Genomic DNA, 18819 nt, shown 5'->3' on the forward strand with positions numbered 1-18819 from the left:
GTCAGTATCGGAAGTACATGGAGCCGAATTCTGGAAGATCGTTATTTTTACGCTGATTTTTTGACGACTTAACCAAGTCTAAATTAGACGCATTCGGCAAATTTAATATTTTAAAAACCTTTTCCGCCAGGTTGACAAAAGGCATCCATTTTTTTGCCATGCTGAATATGGCGATGCCAAATGCAACAGCCATTCCGCTTAGGAACCAAGCACCATCTTCTTCAAATGATTTTGTCCAGAATCGTAAAAAATCGTCCCAGCCATCAGTTGCGAAACTCAAAATAAGAGTTGTCTCAAATATTACGGTTATGATCAACCACCATTTTAAAGCGTTTTTTATGTGTCGAGTTTTTGCTCTAGAACAGTGAGGGTATAATGCCAGTATCTTGTCTTCCGGCCGGCAAACACCGAACGTTTCGTAATGATCTATTTGCCATTCGGCTGCAACCTCTACATAGTCACCATTTTTAAATGGGCTACGCCATAGCCAGCCTTTAACTATCTTTTCGCCCAGGTTAAATTCAACGTAATCTGCCTCCTCTTCCAAAGCAGTTGCATTGCTAGTGGTGGACATAGCCTGCCCTCCCATGCCGGCGAGCGCTGCGGCGATAGCAACCACACCTAATTTAGTCTGATCGCTTTCAGTAAATACAAAGCTTGCACTTTCTCGTGACACACGATAGTCAGAAATCCTACCGGTTAGTTTAATCAAGCCGGACGCTGAAGTTCGTGAAATTAGTGCATTCACGGGTCAATAACGGAAGTACATTGAACCGAATTCGGGTGTGTCCTGAGTTAACCTTTGTTTTTTCGAGGACTTTACCAGATCAATATTTTTAGAATTAGGTAGCTCCAAGACTGAAAAAACCTTTTCGGCAACCTTCACAAATGGCATCCATTGTTTGGTCATGCTGCCAGCGGCAATAGCCAAAGCCGCCGTTAAACCCGCAGGAAGCCACCATGCGCCTTCAAAAAGCATGTAATGCCATATTTCTATAAAGGTTTCCCAGCTGATGCTCAAAAGACCCGCGGAAATTATTACTTGCATTCCGACAGCGATAACTAACCACCATTTAACGGAGTTTTTTATGTGTCTTATCTTCGCTCTGGAACAATGAGGATACATAGCAATCGTTTTATCAAAGGGACGTGCAACGCCGAAGACTTCGTAGTGGCCTGTTTGCCATTCAACAGCGACCTCTACATAATCACCGTTCGCAAACGGACTGCGCCACAACCAACCTTTGATGAGATTTCCTTCCAACTCAAATTCGACATAGTCCGCTTCTTCATCGGCTGCGCTGGCGTTGCTTGCCACCGACATTGCTTGCCGCCCATTCCAGCCAAAGATGCCGTAATTGCAATAACGCCAAGCTTGTTTTGATCATTTTCGCTAAAAATAAAGCTAGCTCTTTCTCTTCGTACAGAATAATTCGATATGTTACCGCTTAGTTTTTTCACACCCGATCCCTCTGAGTAAGCACGAATCTATCTATATTGGTTAATATCGAAAGTACATCGAGCCGAATTCAACGTTATCTTGATTTTTTCTTTGATTTCTTGATGATTTTACCAGGTCTATATTACGGGGGTTAGGAAGGTCAAGCGTAGTAAAGACTTTTTCAGCCAACTTTGCAAATGGCATCCATTGCTTAGTCATACTCCATATTGCAATAGCTATGAATACTGTTATTCCGGCGACAAACCAACCGCCTCCTTGGTCTATTGCACCAACCCAGAAATCCCTAAGTTCCTGCCATCCATTAGTGCCGAAGAGAATAGAAATTCCTATTTGCAAACCTATGGAAATAATTAACCACCATTTTATTGCATTTTTTATATGTAGAGATATGGATCTCGAACAATGCGGATAAAGTGCTATTGTTTTGTCATTTGGCCGGGTAACTCCAAATATTTCATAATGATCGGTTTGCCATTCAGCCGCAACTTCAACCTCATCCCCATCACGAAATGGACTACGCCACAGCCATCCCTTCAAAATTTTATCGTTAAGTTTAAATTGAATGTGATCAGCATTCTCTTCCATTGAAGTAGTGTTGCTAGCCATAGAAATTGCTTGGCCTCCCATTCCTACCAATGAGGCTGCTATCGCTACTACGCCTAACTTGGATTGATCATTCTTCGTAAAAACAAAGCTGGCACTTTCACGAACTACTTTATAGTCGGATATTTTTCCAGTTAGTTTAATCAATCCTAGTGGAGCAGGGTGGGGTAAAAAATCTGTCATCGGATTTCCATTTTAATCATGTAATAGCATTTCTTCTACGGTAGGGCGGGGCAAAGCCAATATTTTCTTTGTTTCGAGTTCTATTTCTTCTTTACTTTTAATTTTTTCTTGTGCCATACCCATTCCTACTAGAGCTTTCTCCAGTGCGGTGGTTTGTTCTTTTGTTGACTTATATGCATCTTTGGCGGCTGTGTTTTTTCCAAAAACACATAGCTCACACCATATTTGCAAATCATCTTTGCTATATATCCATATAATTATTTGAATGGTAAATCCAGCCACCGTAATCCACCCTCCGGCCGACATAAACAAAATTCTTGTTGCTATGATAGCGGCGGCTCTTTCACCAATGACTTTAGCGCCTGTACTTAATGCTGCCGTTCCGGTTAGCCGGGCTATTAACGGTGCTGAGTAAGTAAAGGTAGTTGCCGCTGTGAGTGCAACACCTGCTCCCCCTACAAGGGCTTTTGCTCCGTACAGAAGAGCTAAGAATTTTTCTCCCTGAGCACTTTTTGCTTTTGCCGTATACCCGTCAATGCCAACCGTGATTGCTGCGGCGGCCGAACTCAGTACCCCTCCATACAGCTTTAGTTGTTGATATGTGAGATTATCGCCTCCACCTTTCGCAATGGCTTTAACTCCTACGCTCGCTACATCAAACAACGCGCTGCTAATTGTCATACCCGAAGCTGCCAGGGACCACCAACTTTTTCCATCGTTTTTTTCGATACAATCGTTTAGTAGTTTGCTGAAGTTTACGCCTTCGATCAGCATGATAAGCAATGCCAATCTGCTGTCGCGCATCGCGTTGGGAGCTTTGGCGCTGGTCTCGTTGAACTTTTTCCACGCGTTGCGCAATGTTTCCGTTTCTTTGGTCACTTTCGGCGGCGTGCCTTGGGCAACTAATCGCCTGGACTCACGCAGCGCTTGCAATTGTTCACGACGAAGCTGTGGGTCTCCTGCCACCTGTGCCCTGATAAGTTCGACCGCGACTGTTGACGGCACCAAGGCGCGGATGCTGAAGAGGTATTGCATCATCTTTTCAGCCGCAAAATCCGCCAGCCCAAAAAGGCGGAATTGCTTGAAGATCTTGTCGCCGATAGTCATCATCAACAGATCGGAGCCGCGCGCATTGATCGACTTGAGCTTGATGCCGAACGCCTTGCTGCCGCTGGCCGACGCCGCGTCGGTATTCGAGCTGTTCATGCTGGCAAACTTCTTGTGCGTGTCGACGAACGCCTTCAGCGTCTTGGGCACCGTGGTTGTCCAGTCGAGCTTGCCCCCCGGCGTTTTCTCCTCGGCGTGCTTTTGAACTTCCTGAAGGAAGGCAGTGATCTCCTGCATGCCCTCGGTCTGGTTCAACGCGATCGCCCGCCACAGCAGATTGGTTTCGGTCGCCTTGATTTCCTTCACCCAGGCATCGAGCTTGGCCTGGCCGGACTGGCTGGAATTGATGCCGAACACCGCGCAACCGATCTGATCGTCGAAAACAATCCCGTCCTCGACGCTGTTGCCGTGGAATTCGGTAAAGGCGTTAATCAGATATTTCGACTCCAGCCACGCCACCAGATCTATCGTGCGTTCATTCATCAGTTTGTCGACCGCGGCCAGGAACGTGTCGTAACGTTCCTTGAAGACCTGGTACTGCTTCTGCCCCGCTCCCGCGTCGGCCAGCTGATCTTCGTAACGTCCCCATGCGCCGTTGCGCGCATCGTCGATATTCTGCGCGGCGTTCTTGTCGCGCCGGGCCAGCATGTCGTTGGCTTCCTGCTTGATGCGGCCGATCTCGATACTGCGCTGCGGCTCCTTCATGAAATTGGCTTCGTTCAGGCGCATGGCGAACAGCGAGGTCGGCACCTTGCGCGCTTTCCAGTCGTCGAAGATATTGCAGACCTCCAGCTCCCTTGCGCGCTGGTCCGGCGGCAGCTTGGCCGCGTTCAGGCGTCGTTGCTGGGTGTCGCCCTTGAACGTGCTGTTGTCTATCGCCTGCTTTTGAAAATCGTCGACGCTGTCGCCGGCGCGTTTTGCCAGCGCCTGCTTCAGGCCGACGATGGACATCATGGCCGAGACTTGCTGGTCGCGTTCGGCATTGTATTTTTCGACCCAGCCCGCCGTGTCATTGCGGAAGCCGTTCAGCTCATGGGTGATGCCGACCGCATCCCACAGCGCGATCATGACCGGCGGGTGGTCCTTGCCCTTGTTTTGACTGATCTGCTGCATCAGCTTCACCAGCGGCTCGCTTTGCTTGGTGCGCGCCACCGCTTTGTATCGGGTGGACTGCATTGCCAAGCGTGACTGCTTGTGCACGCCGCTGGCTTCGCTGATGGCGGGCAGGGCCGCGCCATTCAAGCTGGCTGGATTAAAGCCCGGCTTGTATTCAAGCACCTGCTCGATGTTGGCCTGCGTGGCGGGCAGGCCGTGGCGATAGCCACCGGCCGTGATCCAGGTCGCCGGCAGGAAGGTTTGCATGCGGCGGTCGCGCAGCTTGCTGTCGCTGGCGAAGTCTTTGAAGGTCTCCGCACTCCATGCGTGTTCGGAAAAAGCGATCCAGACGCGCTTGCATTTCTCCGGCGCCTCGATAGTGATCACCGAGGCGGGGATGTTATGGCCGCTGCGCGAGCAGCTAGGCTCCTCCAGCGCCGGCGTGATCGCGCTCGGCGACAACTGCTTCCACAGCGTGCCTGCTTCGGTGACGCTGTAGACTTCCCAGGTGATCTGGCTGCCGCGCGGATGCTTCTCGTGGAACACGTAGATGTATCCCTGGCGCAGCGCGCGCAGCGCATATTTGTGCTGGCCCAGCTTCACGTCGCTGACCTTGTTGCCCAGGGGGGCTGGCAGGGTTGCGTCTACATGATTGGGTACCACGGCGTAGCGCACCGGCAGTATCGCCAGTCCGGACTTGTTGCAGTTAACGCAGTTTGGATTTTGAGGGTTTGTGCATGCCATGATCAGTCGCTAGCAAGTCGAATGCAATTGGTCGGTGAGTTACCCGGCATATTGCGAACGCAGGCGGACTCAGTCTGAACAATTATCTCATCAATAACTTTTAGGGCCTGTTCTGTTGACCACCAGCCTACGGGACAATAGAGTTGTTGTCTTGGTCATATTTCCGGCATGATCGGCTATGGAAGCTCTGCTGAATTGGCGGCGAGGTGCTGAGAGGGGGATTTCATCAGGTCGAATTCCGCAACGGCGACTTCATCGAATTTGCCGTCGGCTTTGACACCGGCTATGCGGCCGCCCATGCCGCCAGAAGCCCCCGCCTGCGCATCCTGTGGATGCCACCGCACCGCGTGCGCGGACACGCGATACAAAAGATCTGCGATATCAGGTGGAGTTTTTTCTTTCCCACGCTGGCGATCGTTCTGATCGGAATATCCGAATTTTTGATGGGCAGGAATTTTGGCGAGGACGGCCTCGCTGCCGATGCCTGGTTTTATTCCATGTGCTTCGTGCTCACCCTGATCATCACCGTGTGGATACGGTCGCGTTTCAGGGCGTTCGCTGTGGAGACAACCGAGGTGATGCGTGTACTTGGCTACGATCACCCGGAACAGGTCGATTTGTGGGTTCGCCACAAGGCGGCGCAAAAAGCAATGGCCGCGTCAACGAACACGCTGCCGCCATTGCTGGAACCCTGGAGCTACCGCTATTGATGCCGGCTCAGGAGCTGGCCTGCTGCACCAGCCCCGCATGGGCCGAGCGGTTCAGCTTGGGATGCACGACCGGGATGGTCAGCATGGTGCTGGTGGCCGCCATCAGCAGCAGGGCCGTGAAGGTTTCGTTGGTGATGATCTGCTTGTCGAGCAGGATGTTGGCGAAGATGATTTCAATCAGGCCCTTGGTCTGCAACAGCCAGCCGATGATGGACGCCTCGCCCGATTTCCACTTCAATATCCTGCCGGCGATGTGAACGCCGACCAGCTTGCCGCCGACCGAGGCCAGCAGCAATAAGCCGCCGACGAAGAACACCGAATAGCCGCCCAGCTCCCACTTGGTGCGCAGGCCGGTGCTGAGGAAGAACACCGGCATCAGGATCAGCAGCACATGCTTGAACAGCGTATCGAGCGTGGCGCGGTCGAACCAGTCCGCGTCCATCACCACGCCGGCCAGGAAGGCGCCCACCATGAAGTGCAGGCCGGCCCAGTCGGAACCGAAGCTGCAGATCACCAGCCAGATCAGTGCCGCGTACCAGCGGTCGTTCTCTTGCAGGCGCGCCATGATGCGGCGGAATACGAAGGTCAGCACGCCGAACGCCAGGATGAAGCCGAGCTGGCGGCCCACGCGTTCCCAATCGAGCAGGATCAGCGCCAGCACGCCCCAGATCGCCACGTCGTCGAGGCTGGCGTAACGCAGGATGCGCTGGCCCATCGGCTGGCGCAGGATGTCGAGTTTTTCCAGCAGCAGCACCAGCACCGGCAGCGCGGTCACGGCGCAGGCCATGCCCACGCCCAGCGTGAATTGCCAGTCCAGGCCCTTGGCGCCCTTCCAGCCCTGGTAGCCCAGCAGCAGCAGCGCTGCGGCGCAGCCGCACACCAGCGGCATGCCGAGCGCGAAGCTGGCCGTGGTCGCGCTTTCGCGGCGGTATTGCCAGACTTTTTTCAGGTCCAGCTCGATGCCGGCGATCATCACGAACAGCATCACGCCCCACCAGGCGATGCCGTTCAGCGCCTTCACCACGTCCGGCGCGAAGACAAATTTGTGGTACTCGGGAAAGGCCGCGCCCAGCACGCCGGGCCCCAGCAAGATGCCGCCGATGATCTGGATGATGACCAGCGGCGCGTAATAGTCGGTCTTGAAGATCCGCCATACCAGGTAGGGCACGGTAAAGATCAGCAGCATCGCGATCAGGAAGATTTCGGTGGTGTTCATGGGGGGAAGGGCTCCTCGTGTTATTCCGGCAATGTTATCCAATTCTTCCCCCATGGCGCAATCGGAATAAAGGGATGAGTGGTAACGTTTCCACAATATTTTTCATGGCAAAGACGCGAAGATACTGCGCTATCTCACTATGTCAGATAGGCATCGGCTTTAGAGTGGTCGATACTCGTTTGCTCTCAGCACTGTCCAATATGGCCACAAGTACTACAATGCAGACGGTGACAGTCGGACGTTGGATGTGCATGGCGGAATACCTCGCAATGCTCGCTACCGGTATGGTTCAGGAGAGCTTTAGCGGCACCACGCACGTGCTGGTGCCGCCAGACAGGCTATCCTTTCAACGGCGAGCGAAGAGGGGCCAGGTATATGTCGAATTCGAGGTTCCATCCGATTGTTTGAAGCGCACCAGTACTGGTTGGGCGAAAATAGTAGGACCGCAATCGCTGCAAGGCCGAAATGCTGCGCGCAAAAAACAAATGGTTCCCCAGATGCCAGCAGCCTCCAACATTCGGCTGGTTGCCAGTAAATCGGTTTAATGGATGATCGCCATGTTGAACACTTTTTATGATCTGGCGAAAGAAATAATGGGACGCCTGCCAGCCGGAATACAGGCGGAGCTGACCATCGCCCCGAACTCCGACAATCCTTCGGCGAGAATTGATTTCGACACCCGCGAGCGTCTGGGCCGCATCACCTGCTGGGATAGCGGTGATTTTTATGCAGAAATCATTGACGTCGAATCCGGCGATGACTTGTATGAGCAGCGCGGCGAAGCGGCATCGGCGGCGCGTTTGTCAGCCCTTCTGCAATCTTTCCTTTCATCATTGGCTGCCCCGCTCAGCTGATCGCCCTACTGACTGCTCCGAAACAGGGATAATAGCTATTCGCTTTGCTTGTTCTATAGCTAGTAGCTATTGAAACTATTGGAACAATCAATTTTGCAAATGAGGCGAAAGCCCTTAAACTGGCGTCTCAATGATTCACAACCCAACGAGGAAACCACAATGTCCCTGATCAATACCCAAATCAAACCATTCAAGGCAACCGCTTACGCTAACGGCAAATTCATCGACGTCAGCAACGAATCCCTGAAAGGCAAGTGGTCCGTCCTGATGTTCTACCCAGCCGACTTCACCTTCGTCTGCCCTACCGAACTGGAAGACCTGGCCGATCACCAGCCTGAATTCGCCAAACTGGGCGTGGACGTGTACGGCGTGTCGACCGACACCCACTTCGCGCACAAAGCATGGCACGACACCTCGGATGCAATCAAAAAAGTTAACTACCCGCTGATCGGCGACCCAACCGGCACCCTGTCGCGCAACTTCGAAGTCATGATCGAAGAAGAAGGCCTGGCACTGCGCGGTACCTTCGTCATCAATCCGGAAGGCTTCATCAAAGTGCTGGAAGTGCACGACAACGGCATCGGCCGCGACGCTTCCGAACTGCTGCGCAAAGTGAAAGCCGCTCTGTACGTGGCATCGCACCCAGGCGAAGTTTGCCCAGCTAAATGGACCGAAGGCGCAGCGACCCTGACCCCATCGCTGGACCTGGTCGGCAAGATCTAAGTCCGAGCACGTCTTGAAAGAGACCGCAGCACACAAGTAATACCGCGATGCCGGTCCGGGCGTCCGGCCCGGCATACGCCTAAATATTTGTAAAAAGGAAGAAAAATCATGTTAGATGCAACTCTCAAAACCCAGTTGAAAGCCTACTTGGAAAAAGTGGTGCAACCGATTGAGATCGTCGCTTCTCTCGATGACAGCGCCAAGGCCCGCGAGATGGAAGAACTGCTCCAGGAAATCGTCCTGTTGAGCGACAAGATCACGCTGGTCAAGCGCACCGACGATGCCGAACGCAAACCGTCGTTCAGCATCAACCGCCCCGGCACCGATATCGGCGTGCGTTTCGCCGGCGTGCCGATGGGCCATGAATTCACCTCGCTGGTGCTGGCGCTGCTGCAAGTGGGCGGCCACACCATCAAGTTCGACGAGGCCGTGATCGAGCAGATCCGCAACCTGGATGGCGATTACGAATTCGAAACCTTTATCTCGCTGAGCTGCCACAACTGCCCGGAAGTGGTGCAGGCGCTGAACGCGATGTCGGTGATCAACCCGCGCATCAAAGTGACCACCATCGATGGCGGCGTGTTCCCGCAAGAAGTCGAGGCGCGCCAGATCATGGCGGTGCCGATGATGTTCCTGAACGGCGAGCACTTCGGCCAGGGCCGCACCAATGTCGAAGAGATTCTGTCCAAGCTGGACAAGAACGCCGGCGCCCGTCAGGCAGCCGAGCTGAGCAAGAAAGACGTGTTCGACGTGCTGATCGTCGGCGGCGGTCCTGCCGGCGCGGCAGCGGCCATCTACGCCGCCCGCAAGGGCATCAAGACCGGCGTGCTGGCCGAGCGTTTCGGCGGCCAGGTGCTGGACACCTTGGCGATCGAGAACTTCATCTCGGTCACGGCCACCGACGGCCCGAAATTCGCCGTGGCGCTGGAGCAGCACGTCAAGGAATACGAAGTCGACATCATGAACACCCAGCGCGCCGCCAAGCTGGTGCCGGGCAAGCTGATCGAAGTGCAGACCGCCACCGGCGCGACCTTGAAAGCCAAGTCGGTGATCCTGGCGACCGGCGCCCGCTGGCGCGAGATCAACGTGCCGGGCGAGAAGGAATATCGCAACCACGGCGTGGCCTACTGCCCGCACTGCGACGGTCCGCTGTTCAAGGGCAAGCGCGTGGCGGTGATCGGCGGCGGCAACTCCGGCGTGGAAGCGGCGATCGACCTGGCCGGCCTGGTCAAGCACGTGACGCTGATCGAGTTCGGCGCCGAGCTGCGCGCCGACGCGGTGTTGCAGCGTAAGCTGCGCAGCCTGGCCAACGTGACCGTGATCGTCTCGGCGCAGACCACCGAGATCCACGGCGACGGCAAGATCGTCAACGGCCTGAGCTACAACGACCGCGTGTCGGGCGAGGCGAAGAAGGTTGAGCTGGAAGGCGTGTTCGTGCAGATCGGCCTGGTGCCGAACACCGAGTGGCTCAAGGGCACGGTGGCGCTGTCGCGTCATGGCGAGATCGAAGTCGATGCGCGTGGCCAGACCTCGATCCCCGGCGTGTTTGCGGCGGGCGACGTCACCACGGTGCCGTTCAAGCAGATCATCATCGCCACCGGCGACGGCGCGAAGGCGGCACTGTCGGCCTTCGATCACCTGATCCGCTCGGACGATGAGGAAGTCGTTACCGAGTCCGCCGGCAAGCAGGCGATGACTGCGTAAGCGTTCGCAGCAAAGCATAAGGGCCGCTACGACAGCGGCCCTTTTTTATGTGGCCAGGTCGGCGCTGGCCTGCCTGGTGCGCAGTTCCATGGCGTTGCGGTGGCGCGCGCGCAGGCGCGGGTCGGTGATCAGGCGGCCCAGCGTTTCGCCGATCACCATCACCACGCCCAGCAGCGGCAGCACCAGCATCAGCCCCGCCACGCCGGCCACCGAGCCGCCGATGAAGATCATCAGCACCGTGATCAAGGGATGGATGTGCAGGCTGCGCCCCAGCGTCAGCGGCATGAAGACGAAGTCGTCCAGCAGCCGCACCGTGATGAACACGCCGATCGCCATGTAGGCCACGGATGGATCGGCCGGCGCGTCGGTCGAGGCCACCATCACCACCAGCACGCAGCCGACTATCGACCCCACGTACGGCACCCACGCCAGCATGGCCGCGATCAGGCCCAGCACCAGCGGCGACGACACGCCGATCGCCCACAGCCCGAAGGCCAGCACCGCCGTGTCGAGCACGGTCAGCTTGATCAGGCCCTGGAAGTAGCGGTGCGCGGTCTGGTCGACTTCGTGCAGCAGGTACAGCGTGCGTTCGAAGAAAGCGTTCGGCACGGCGCGCGCCAAAAACTTCTTGAAGCGCAGGCCGTCGCGCAGGAAGAAGAAGGTCAGGAAGGGCGCCAGCAGCAGCGACGGCAGCCACGCCGCCACCGACACCAGGATGTCGGTCAGGTGCTTTTGCACGAAGGTGCCGGTGAAGGCGCTGACGCGGCTGTTGACCGTGCGCGCCAGCTTGATCTGCTTGAGGATGGGGAATTGCTGCTCCAGCGACAGCATCGTGTGGCGCACGAACTCCAGGCCGCCGCTGAGGTACTTGCCCAGCATGTCCTGCCACGAGTCGGACGGGCCGGCATCCCAGTAGATGAAGACCAGGCAAGCGGCCACCAGCAGCAACAGGAACACGCTGCCGACGATCAGCGTGGCGGCGTTGTGGCTCACGCCCATGCGGATCAGGCGCTGCATGGGCGGCTGCAGGATGTAGTACAGCACGATCCCCAGCAGGAAGGGAATGGCCAGGAACAGCATCTGCTGCAGCAGGAACAAGAGCACGCAGGTGGCGGCGATGATACCGCTCCAGACCACCGGCCCGGCGCGCTGCTGGGTGGGCAGCAGGTTCATAAGGCCTCGACTTGCGGCTTGCCGGTCATCCAGTCGCGCAAGCGGCTGCCGATGTGGCGGGCCAGGGCCAGCGAGATCTTGTAGCCGATCACGGCGTCGGTCTCCATCAGGCCCATGAAGTCGGCGCGGAAGAAGACCGCCAGTTCGCAGTTGTCCAGCGCGCGCGTCTGCGCGTTGCGCGGCGTGTTGTCCAGCAGGGCCAGGTCGCCGAAGAAGGAACCGGCAGACAGTTCGGCCACCACCTCGCGCGTGGCGCCCAGCTTGCGGCTGATGATCACGCGGCCCGACATCACCAGGTACAGCGCCTGGCCTTCCTCGCCCTCGTCGAAGATGATTTCATCGGCCAGGTAGCGGCGCTCGTGCATCAGGCCGTCGACGATCTTCAGTTCGAGCGGGGTCAGCGTGGCGAACAGCGCCGATTCCTTCAGGCGCAGCAGGCGCGGCGACAATGCGGGCGATTTGAGGAAACCAAAGATCAAGGGAACTCCGTGCAGGACAAGGCAGGCCGGCCGGGCCGGCTCGGCTTATCGTTCCAATGATAACTTAAAGTTGCACGGTACCGGCCAGCGGCAAGGCCGGGTCGAGATGGCTGGTGAGCAGGATGCACTGGCGCGCCAGCCGCTCCGGCGCCGACAGTTGCCGGCGCAGATAGGCCATGGCGTCGGCGTCGAGGCCGTTGAACGGTTCGTCGATCAGCAGCAGCCGCACCGGCAGCGCCAGCGCCAGCGCCAGCTGCATCTTCTTGTGCTGGCCCAGCGACAGCGTGGTGACGGGCTGGTCCAGCGTATGCAGCAGGTGGAAGGCTTCCAGCTCGGCGTTCAGTAGCGCCGGGTCGGTGTGGGGATACAGCGACAGGTGCAGGTCGAGGATTTCGCGCACGGTCAGCCACGGCAGTTGCGGCGTGTCGCCGCCGCAGTAGCAGCATTGCAGGCGGTAGGCCAGCGGCTGGGCGTGCAGGTCGACGCCGTCCAGCGCGATGCTGCCGCCGTGCGGCGTCAGCGCGCCGCCGGCCAGCTTCAGCAGCGTGGTCTTGCCGGCGCCGTTTTCGCCGCGCAGCCAGGTGATGCCTGCGCCCAGGTGCAGGTCGAAACGGCGGAACAGCGGATGGCTGGCGAATTCAAAGGTCAGCTGGTCGATGCGCAGCACGGGGTTCAATTCCATAGTTCGCTTCCAATGGCAATCAGGATGATGATGGAGCTGATGACCAGCCCCACGCGGCCGTTCACGCTCAGGCGGCGCAGCGAGATGACGGCGACCTGGGCGACGCCGGCAAAGCACAGCCAGACGGTGGCGACGGTGGTGCTGTAGCCGGCGCTGCTGGCGCGGCCCAGGTGGCCCAGCGTCAGCAAGGCGAACCAGGCCATCACGGCCAGGCCGGGCAGCAGCGCGGAGATGCGGGCAAAGCGGAACAGGTTTTCAATGGGGACCGGCCACGCCGCAGCGACGGGGCGCAGCAGGGCGATCTGCTCGGTCACGGCCTTGTCGCCGCGGTCGGTCAGCAGCATCAACAGCAGCGCGGCGTTGGCGGCCCACAGCGTCGGCGGCACTGCGGGCGGGCGCCACAGCCACACGGCGATGCTCAGCAGCGCGCCCAGCAGCAGCACGGTCTGCTGGATGCCGACCACGTTCTCGGCCCGCCAGAACGGCAGCCAGAACAGCTGGCGCCAGTGATGCAGCGCGGTCCAGGCGCGGCGCGGCAGGCTGGGCACGCGCGGCACATACGGCGCGGGAGGCGGACGGTGGGCGTTGAGTTTGGCGGCGGCCGGCATGCGGCAGCGTCGGGCCAGCACCAGTGTCGAGACGATCCAGCCCAGCAGCAGCGAGCCGGCGGTCAGCAGCACGGCTTGCGGCGCGACCGGGCGCAGCCAGTCCGGCCACTGGTACAGCCAGATCGCGGTGGATAGCGCGTAAGCCATGCTGAGCGGGACGATGATGATGGCGGCCACGGCGATGTTGGCGGTCCACTGCGCGCGCGCGGGTATCGGCAGAGGGCGGCACCACAGCAGCACCTGTTCCGGCAGCAGGCGCTTGCGCAGCAGCCAGACCGGTGCGCTGGCCACCAGCGCCTGGCCGGCGAACAGGCCCAGCGCCTGCGGCCACGGCCGCGTCGCCGCGAACAATCCCGGCAAGGCCAGGCAGGCGATCAGGCCCACCAGCACCTGGCCGAAGCCGAGCATGATGTATCCCAGCGAAGAAGCGAAACTGGCCACGAACTGCACCATCGCCTGGTGCGCCATGCGGACGCGGAAACGCAGATAGGGGGGCTGGAAAGGTGTCGGAATACGCATGCCGGAAGGATAACATCCGGTGAATTAGGTCGGACTTAATTGGTTGTTAATGGGTGTATTATTGGTTGTATGCTGCGCACCGATACTCTGCATATCACCCCTGAGATCCTGAATCTTATTGCCGGGATTGATGAATTCAAAGGCGCCTGGCGGGCGTTGGGCAGGCTTGCGCCGGATCGGCTGTCCGCGTTGCGCCGCGTCGCCACCATTGAAAGTATAGGCTCTTCCACCCGCATTGAAGGCGCCAGCCTGTCCGATCGCGAGGTGGCGCGTTTGCTTTCCAATCTCAAGGTTAGATCGTTTGCCACGCGCGACGAACAGGAAGTGGCGGGCTATGCGGAGTTGATGGAGGTGGTGTTCCACTCCTGGCCGGATATTCTCGTGACGGAGAACCATATCAAGCAACTGCACCAGATGTTGCTGCGTCATAGCGACAAGGACGAGCGGCATCGCGGCAAGTACAAGACCAGCGTCAACAGCGTGGTCGCTTTCGACGCCGACGGCCGGCAGCTAGGTGTGGTTTTCGAAACAGCATCGCCGTTTGATACGCCGCGCCTCATGACTGAGCTTGTGGATTGGAGCGTGCGCGAGCTGCGTGGCGGGCGGCTCCATCCCCTGCTGGTGATCGCCATTTTCACGGTCGTCTTCCTGGCGATTCATCCATTCCAGGATGGCAATGGCCGCTTGAGCCGCATTTTGACGACCCTGCTATTGCTCCGCTCCGGTTATGCGTTCGTACCTTACAGCTCGCTGGAAAGCGTGATTGAAGCAAGCAAAGAGGCGTACTACCTGGCGCTCAGACAAACACAGGCCACGATCCGCAGCAATGCGCCGGATTGGCAACCGTGGCTGCTGTTTTTTCTGCGCTCGCTGGCGGAGCAGATACGCCGGCTTGAGAAAAAGGTCGAGTTGGAACGCGTGGTGTTGGCGGCCTTGCCTGAACTGTCGCTGCAAATCGTGCAGTTTGCACGGGAACATGGGCGGGTGACGATGGCGGATATCTTGCGGGTTTCCGGCCGCAACCGAAATACCTTGAAGCCGCATTTTCGCAATCTGGTCGAACATGGCCAGTTGCGGCAGTTCGGCAGCGGGCGCGGCGTCTGGTACGAGCTGGGATAAAAGCGGCGCAGAAATGATTAAGGGCCCGACGAATCGGGCCCTTAAAGGAATTTGGCGGAGCGGACGGGACTCGAACCCGCGACCCCCGGCGTGACAGGCCGGTATTCTAACCAACTGAACTACCGCTCCAAATTTCGTTTTCTCTGTTTTCTTGGTGGGTGCTGAGAGGGTCGAACTCCCGACCTACGCCTTGTAAGGGCGCCGCTCTACCAACTGAGCTAAGCACCCAGAAAACATATCAGCTTTGCTTCACTACTTTGTCACAACTGCTGAACGAGGCCGTATTCTACAAGGTGGTTTATCCGTTCCGCAAGGGTTTTTGAAAATAATTTAGAAAATTATTCGTTGATGCCCCATTGCGACAGCATCCAGGCCAGCTCAAACGCCGTGCCGTCGATGGCGTCATAGCGCCCGGAAGCGCCGTAATGGCCGGACGTGAAGTCGGTCTTGAGCAGCAGCGGCCGGCTGTCGGTCTTGCGCGCGCGCAGCCGCGCCACGTACTTGGCGGCCGGCCAGTACTGCGCCTGGGTGTCCTTGAAGCCGGCCGTCACCAGCATCGCCGGATAGGCCTGGCGCTTGATGTTGTCATACGGCGAGTAGCTTTTCATGTATTCGAAGGCGGCCTTCTGCTTCGGGTCGCCCGACTCCAGGTATTCGTAGGTCACCATCGGCAGCGTCGGATCGGTGATCTCGTGCACCAGGTCGGCCTGCGGCACGCCCGCCAGCACCGCATGGAACATCTCGGGCCGCTCGTTGGCCACCACGCCCATCACCATGCCGCCGAAACTGCCGCCCTCGGCGATGAGCCGCTCCGGCCGCGTGTAGCCCTCGCGCACCAGGTGCTCGGCGCTGTCGATGAAATCGTTGAACACATTTTTCCGCTTCATCAGCTTGCCGTCGTCGTGCCATTGTTCGCCCAGGTCGTTGCCGCCGCGGATCTGCGCTTCGGCGTAGATGACGCCGCGTTCCATCAGGCTCAGCTGACGCAGGCTGAAGTGGGCTTCGCTGGGGAAGCCCCAGCCGCCGTAGCCGTACAGCAGCAGCGGCGCGCTGCCGTCGAGCTTGACGTCCTTGCGGTAGGCCAGCCACACCGGCACCTTGACGCCGTCGCGCGCGGTGATCCAGATGCGGCGCGTGACAAAGCGCTCCAGGTCGACGCCGGCCAGCGGCTGGCGCTTGAGCACCTTGCGCGCGCCGCTGACCATGTCGATTTCCAGCACCATCGGCGGCGCCACCGGCGACTGGTATTGCAGACGGTAGCTGCGGTCGTCGTAGCCGGCGTTGCCGGTCTGCTGGAGCAGGTAGACCTCGTCATCGAACTGCACGCTGCGCCATTGTCCGGTGGCGAAGTCGAGGATGCGCGGGCGGCTGAGCGCGCTGGCGCGTTCGCTGAGCAAGAGGAAATCGCGGAACACATCCATCGATTCGATCAGCGTGCCGGCCTCGGGGCGCATCACCTCGGTCCACTCCTGCGGCGCGGCCAGCGGTGCGCTGACCACGCGGAAGTTGGGCGCGTCCTTGTTGGTGCGCAGGTAGAGCCGGTCGCCGCGCGTGTCGGCGTCGTAGCGGTGGCCGGTGGTGCGCGGCATCAGCAGGCGCAGCGCGCCGGCCGGCTGGTCGCGCGGCAGCAGCCAGGTATCGCTGGTGTCGGAGCTGAGGGCCATCAGCTGGAGAAAGCGGCCGTCGTGCGTGCGGCCGACGCCGAGCAGGAAATTGCCGTCGCGCTCGCGGTACACTTCCACCGGCTTGCCGCCCGCCGTCGACACGCGCAGCAGGCGGTCGGGGCGCAGCGTGGACGGATGGGCTTGCGTCAGCAGGATGGTGCGGTTGTCGGCGGCCCATTCCATCGATGTCACGCGCGCTACGCTGAGGGGCAGCTCGCGGCCGCTGCGCAAGTCCTTGATGTGCAGCTGGAACTGGTGATTGCCGCTGGTGTCGGCGCGATAGGCCAGCAGCTGGCCGTCGGGGCTGGGCATCATGCCTTCCAGCGCGAAGAATTTCTTGCCTTGCGCCAAGCGGTTCTGGTCCAGCAGGATATCTTCCGGCGCGCTGTCGTCGTAGCTGCCGTCGGCTGCCGCGCGGCGGCGGCAGTTGAGCGCGTATTGCTGGCCGGCGACGATGCGCGCGTAGTAGTAGAAATCGCCCTGGCGCCACGGCACCGTCAGGTCGCTGGCCGTGGTGCGGGCGGTGAGTTCGGCCGCCAGGCTTTTCGCCAGCGGCGCGATGGCGGCGGTGGCGGCCTCGGTGTAGGCGTTCTCCGCCTTCAGGTAGCTGAGCACCGCAGGATCGTTGCGGTTTTGCAGCCAGTGGTATTCGTCGGCCAGCGCTTGTCCGTGATAGCGATCGCTCCACGGCTTCTGCGCCGCGACCGGTGGCACGGCGGGGTTGGCCAGCGCCAGAACGGCGGGCAGGGCAAGCAAAGCGGGCAGGATGCGTATCATGGGTAATCCGGGCTGATTGTCAGCCGCAAATTGTATTGCAAATTAAGCAAATGAAAACAACTATTTCCGACGCCATGCTCGACCCCTTGTACCGCCGCGTCAGCTGGCGGCTGATGCCATTTCTGTTCCTGTGCTACGTGGCCGCCTACCTGGACCGGGTCAACGTCGGCTTCGCCAAGTTGCAGATGCTGGCCGAGCTGCGCTTCAGCGATACCGTGTACGGCCTCGGCGCCGGCATCTTCTTCATCGGCTACTTCCTGTTCGAGGTGCCGTCCAACCTGCTGATGACGCGCACCGGCGCCCGCATCTGGATCGCCCGCATCATGATCAGCTGGGGCTTGATCTCGTCGGCGCTGATGTTCGCCGACAGCGTGGCGAGCTTCTATCTGCTGCGCTTCCTGCTCGGCGCGGCGGAGGCCGGCTTCTTCCCCGGCATCATCCTGTATCTGACCTACTGGTATCCGGCGCGGCGCCGCGCGCGCATGGTGGCGCTGTTCATGAGCGGCGTGGCGGTGGCAGGCGTGGTGGGCGGGCCGCTGTCGGGCTGGATCATGCAAGCCTTTGGCGGACGCTACGGCCTGAGCGGATGGCAGTGGCTGTTCCTGCTGGAGGGCTTGCCGTCGGTGCTGATCGGCGTCTGGACGCTGTTCTACCTGGACGACGGCATCCGCGCCGCCAAGTGGCTCAGCGAGGACGACAAGCTGCAACTGGAACGCGCCATCGCCGACGACGGCCAACACCAGCAACGCCTGCCGCTGGCGCAGGTGTTCCGCAGCGGCACGGTGTGGCTGCTGGCGCTGGTGTACTTTTTGTTCGTGATGGGCTTGTATGGCGTGAGCTTCTGGCTGCCGCAGCTGATCAGGAACAGCGGCGTGAAGGACGTGCTCGATATCGGCCTGCTGACGGCGATCCCGTATTCGGTGGCGGCGGTGGTGATGGTGCTGGCCGCGCGCCATTCCGACCGCAGCGGCGAGCGGCGCTGGCATGCGGCGGCTGCCGCCGTGGCCGGTGCGCTGGGCCTGGTGGCCGCCACCATTTACAGCGACAACACGGTGCTGGCGATGGCCGCGCTGAGCGTGGCCACGGCCGGCATCCTCACCACCTTCCCGATCTTCTGGAGCCTGCCGACCGCGCTGCTGGGCGGCACGGCGGCGGCGGCTGGCATCGCGCTGATCAACTCGGTCGGCAACCTGGCCGGCTTCGCCAGCCCGTATCTGGTGGGCGCCATCAAGGACGCCAGCGGCAGCACCGCCAACGGCATCTACCTGCTGGCCGCCAGCCTGGTGGCCGGCGCCGTGCTGGTGGTCACGCGACGATTACCTGGGACGTAATCGCCGCCGCACAGCGATATCCGGAGAATGGTTTCTGTCGCTACGACATAACCCACTCAAGGAGAT

At 59.3% G+C, this 18819-nt stretch carries 17 protein-coding genes and 2 tRNA genes; 7 read left to right on the forward strand and 12 right to left on the reverse strand.

All coding sequences use genetic code 11. The annotated features are described in order from the left end of the window. Position 1: 1 nt before the first annotated feature. The 4 genes from GEV01_RS25135 to GEV01_RS25150 form a co-directional block, all read right to left on the reverse strand. The gene (locus tag GEV01_RS25135; RefSeq protein WP_152808254.1) at positions 2-712 is read right to left on the reverse strand and encodes a putative type VI secretion system effector; all 711 of its coding nucleotides are present in this window, start codon (positions 710-712) and stop codon (positions 2-4) included. Positions 713-751: 39 nt separating this feature from the next. Then, the gene (locus tag GEV01_RS25140) at positions 752-1318 is read right to left on the reverse strand and encodes a putative type VI secretion system effector (protein ID WP_175023211.1); all 567 of its coding nucleotides are present in this window, start codon (positions 1316-1318) and stop codon (positions 752-754) included. A gap of 183 nt (positions 1319-1501) precedes the next feature. Further along, positions 1502-2248: a putative type VI secretion system effector gene (locus tag GEV01_RS25145; RefSeq protein WP_152808256.1), complete on the reverse strand. Its 747-nt coding sequence runs from the start codon at positions 2246-2248 to the stop codon at positions 1502-1504. Positions 2249-2260: 12 nt separating this feature from the next. After that, the gene (locus GEV01_RS25150; protein ID WP_152808259.1) at positions 2261-5194 is read right to left on the reverse strand and encodes a T6SS effector BTH_I2691 family protein; all 2934 of its coding nucleotides are present in this window, start codon (positions 5192-5194) and stop codon (positions 2261-2263) included. Positions 5195-5400: 206 nt separating this feature from the next. Here GEV01_RS25150 and GEV01_RS25155 point away from each other — a divergent pair, with 206 nt between their 5' ends. Further along, positions 5401-5904 (forward strand): hypothetical protein, encoded by a 504-nt coding sequence (locus tag GEV01_RS25155; protein ID WP_152808261.1) that lies wholly within the window; start codon positions 5401-5403, stop codon positions 5902-5904. A 7-nt stretch (positions 5905-5911) separates the two neighbouring features. Here GEV01_RS25155 and GEV01_RS25160 read toward each other — a convergent pair whose 3' ends face one another. After that, positions 5912-7120 (reverse strand): cation:proton antiporter, encoded by a 1209-nt coding sequence (locus GEV01_RS25160; RefSeq protein ID WP_152808262.1) that lies wholly within the window; start codon positions 7118-7120, stop codon positions 5912-5914. Between the two features lie 218 nt (positions 7121-7338). Here GEV01_RS25160 and GEV01_RS30975 point away from each other — a divergent pair, with 218 nt between their 5' ends. The 4 genes from GEV01_RS30975 (at position 7339) to ahpF (ending at position 10401) form a co-directional block, all read left to right on the forward strand. Then, positions 7339-7665 carry a TreTu family toxin gene (locus GEV01_RS30975; protein ID WP_456239009.1) on the forward strand — a complete coding sequence of 109 codons (327 nt, stop codon included), beginning with the start codon at positions 7339-7341 and terminating at the stop codon, positions 7663-7665. 12 nt (positions 7666-7677) lie between these two features. Next, positions 7678-7974 (forward strand): immunity protein TriTu family protein, encoded by a 297-nt coding sequence (locus GEV01_RS25165; protein WP_152808264.1) that lies wholly within the window; start codon positions 7678-7680, stop codon positions 7972-7974. 159 nt (positions 7975-8133) lie between these two features. Next, the gene (gene ahpC / locus GEV01_RS25170) at positions 8134-8697 is read left to right on the forward strand and encodes an alkyl hydroperoxide reductase subunit C (protein WP_008442943.1); all 564 of its coding nucleotides are present in this window, start codon (positions 8134-8136) and stop codon (positions 8695-8697) included. A 108-nt stretch (positions 8698-8805) separates the two neighbouring features. Next, positions 8806-10401 (forward strand): alkyl hydroperoxide reductase subunit F, encoded by a 1596-nt coding sequence (ahpF, locus tag GEV01_RS25175; protein ID WP_152808266.1) that lies wholly within the window; start codon positions 8806-8808, stop codon positions 10399-10401. 45 nt (positions 10402-10446) lie between these two features. Here the strand turns inward: ahpF and GEV01_RS25180 are convergent, their stop codons facing one another. From GEV01_RS25180 to GEV01_RS25195, 4 genes are all read right to left on the reverse strand, one after another. Continuing rightward, on the reverse strand, positions 10447-11574 hold the full coding sequence (locus tag GEV01_RS25180; protein WP_070267736.1) for an AI-2E family transporter: 1128 nt from the start codon (positions 11572-11574) through the stop codon (positions 10447-10449). After that, positions 11571-12053 carry a cyclic nucleotide-binding domain-containing protein gene (locus GEV01_RS25185; protein ID WP_008442934.1) on the reverse strand — a complete coding sequence of 161 codons (483 nt, stop codon included), beginning with the start codon at positions 12051-12053 and terminating at the stop codon, positions 11571-11573. The genes GEV01_RS25180 and GEV01_RS25185 overlap by 4 nt, the downstream gene beginning before the upstream one ends. Before the next feature lie 64 nt (positions 12054-12117). Next, the gene (locus tag GEV01_RS25190) at positions 12118-12735 is read right to left on the reverse strand and encodes an ABC transporter ATP-binding protein (protein ID WP_152808268.1); all 618 of its coding nucleotides are present in this window, start codon (positions 12733-12735) and stop codon (positions 12118-12120) included. Further along, positions 12726-13862, reverse strand: a complete 1137-nt coding sequence (locus tag GEV01_RS25195; RefSeq protein WP_235914565.1) for a hypothetical protein — start codon at positions 13860-13862, stop codon at positions 12726-12728. Before GEV01_RS25195 ends, GEV01_RS25190 begins: the two co-directional genes overlap by 10 nt. A gap of 69 nt (positions 13863-13931) precedes the next feature. On the opposite strand from GEV01_RS25195, the gene GEV01_RS25200 reads away from it, so the two are divergent. Further along, positions 13932-14981, forward strand: coding sequence for a Fic family protein (locus GEV01_RS25200; RefSeq protein WP_152808270.1), 1050 nt, complete (start codon positions 13932-13934; stop codon positions 14979-14981). 52 nt (positions 14982-15033) lie between these two features. Here GEV01_RS25200 and GEV01_RS25205 read toward each other — a convergent pair. The 3 genes from GEV01_RS25205 to GEV01_RS25215 form a co-directional block, all read right to left on the reverse strand. Continuing rightward, positions 15034-15110, reverse strand: a tRNA-Asp gene (locus GEV01_RS25205). 23 nt (positions 15111-15133) lie between these two features. Further along, a tRNA-Val gene (locus GEV01_RS25210) sits at positions 15134-15209 on the reverse strand. A 110-nt stretch (positions 15210-15319) separates the two neighbouring features. After that, positions 15320-17422: a S9 family peptidase gene (locus tag GEV01_RS25215; protein ID WP_152808272.1), complete on the reverse strand. Its 2103-nt coding sequence runs from the start codon at positions 17420-17422 to the stop codon at positions 15320-15322. A gap of 50 nt (positions 17423-17472) precedes the next feature. Here GEV01_RS25215 and GEV01_RS25220 point away from each other — a divergent pair, with 50 nt between their 5' ends. Further along, on the forward strand, positions 17473-18753 hold the full coding sequence (locus tag GEV01_RS25220; RefSeq protein ID WP_235914566.1) for an MFS transporter: 1281 nt from the start codon (positions 17473-17475) through the stop codon (positions 18751-18753). Positions 18754-18819: the final 66 nt, after the last annotated feature.

This window comes from Rugamonas rivuli (assembly GCF_009380165.1).
In the GTDB taxonomy this organism is placed as follows: domain Bacteria; phylum Pseudomonadota; class Gammaproteobacteria; order Burkholderiales; family Burkholderiaceae_D; genus Rugamonas; species Rugamonas rivuli.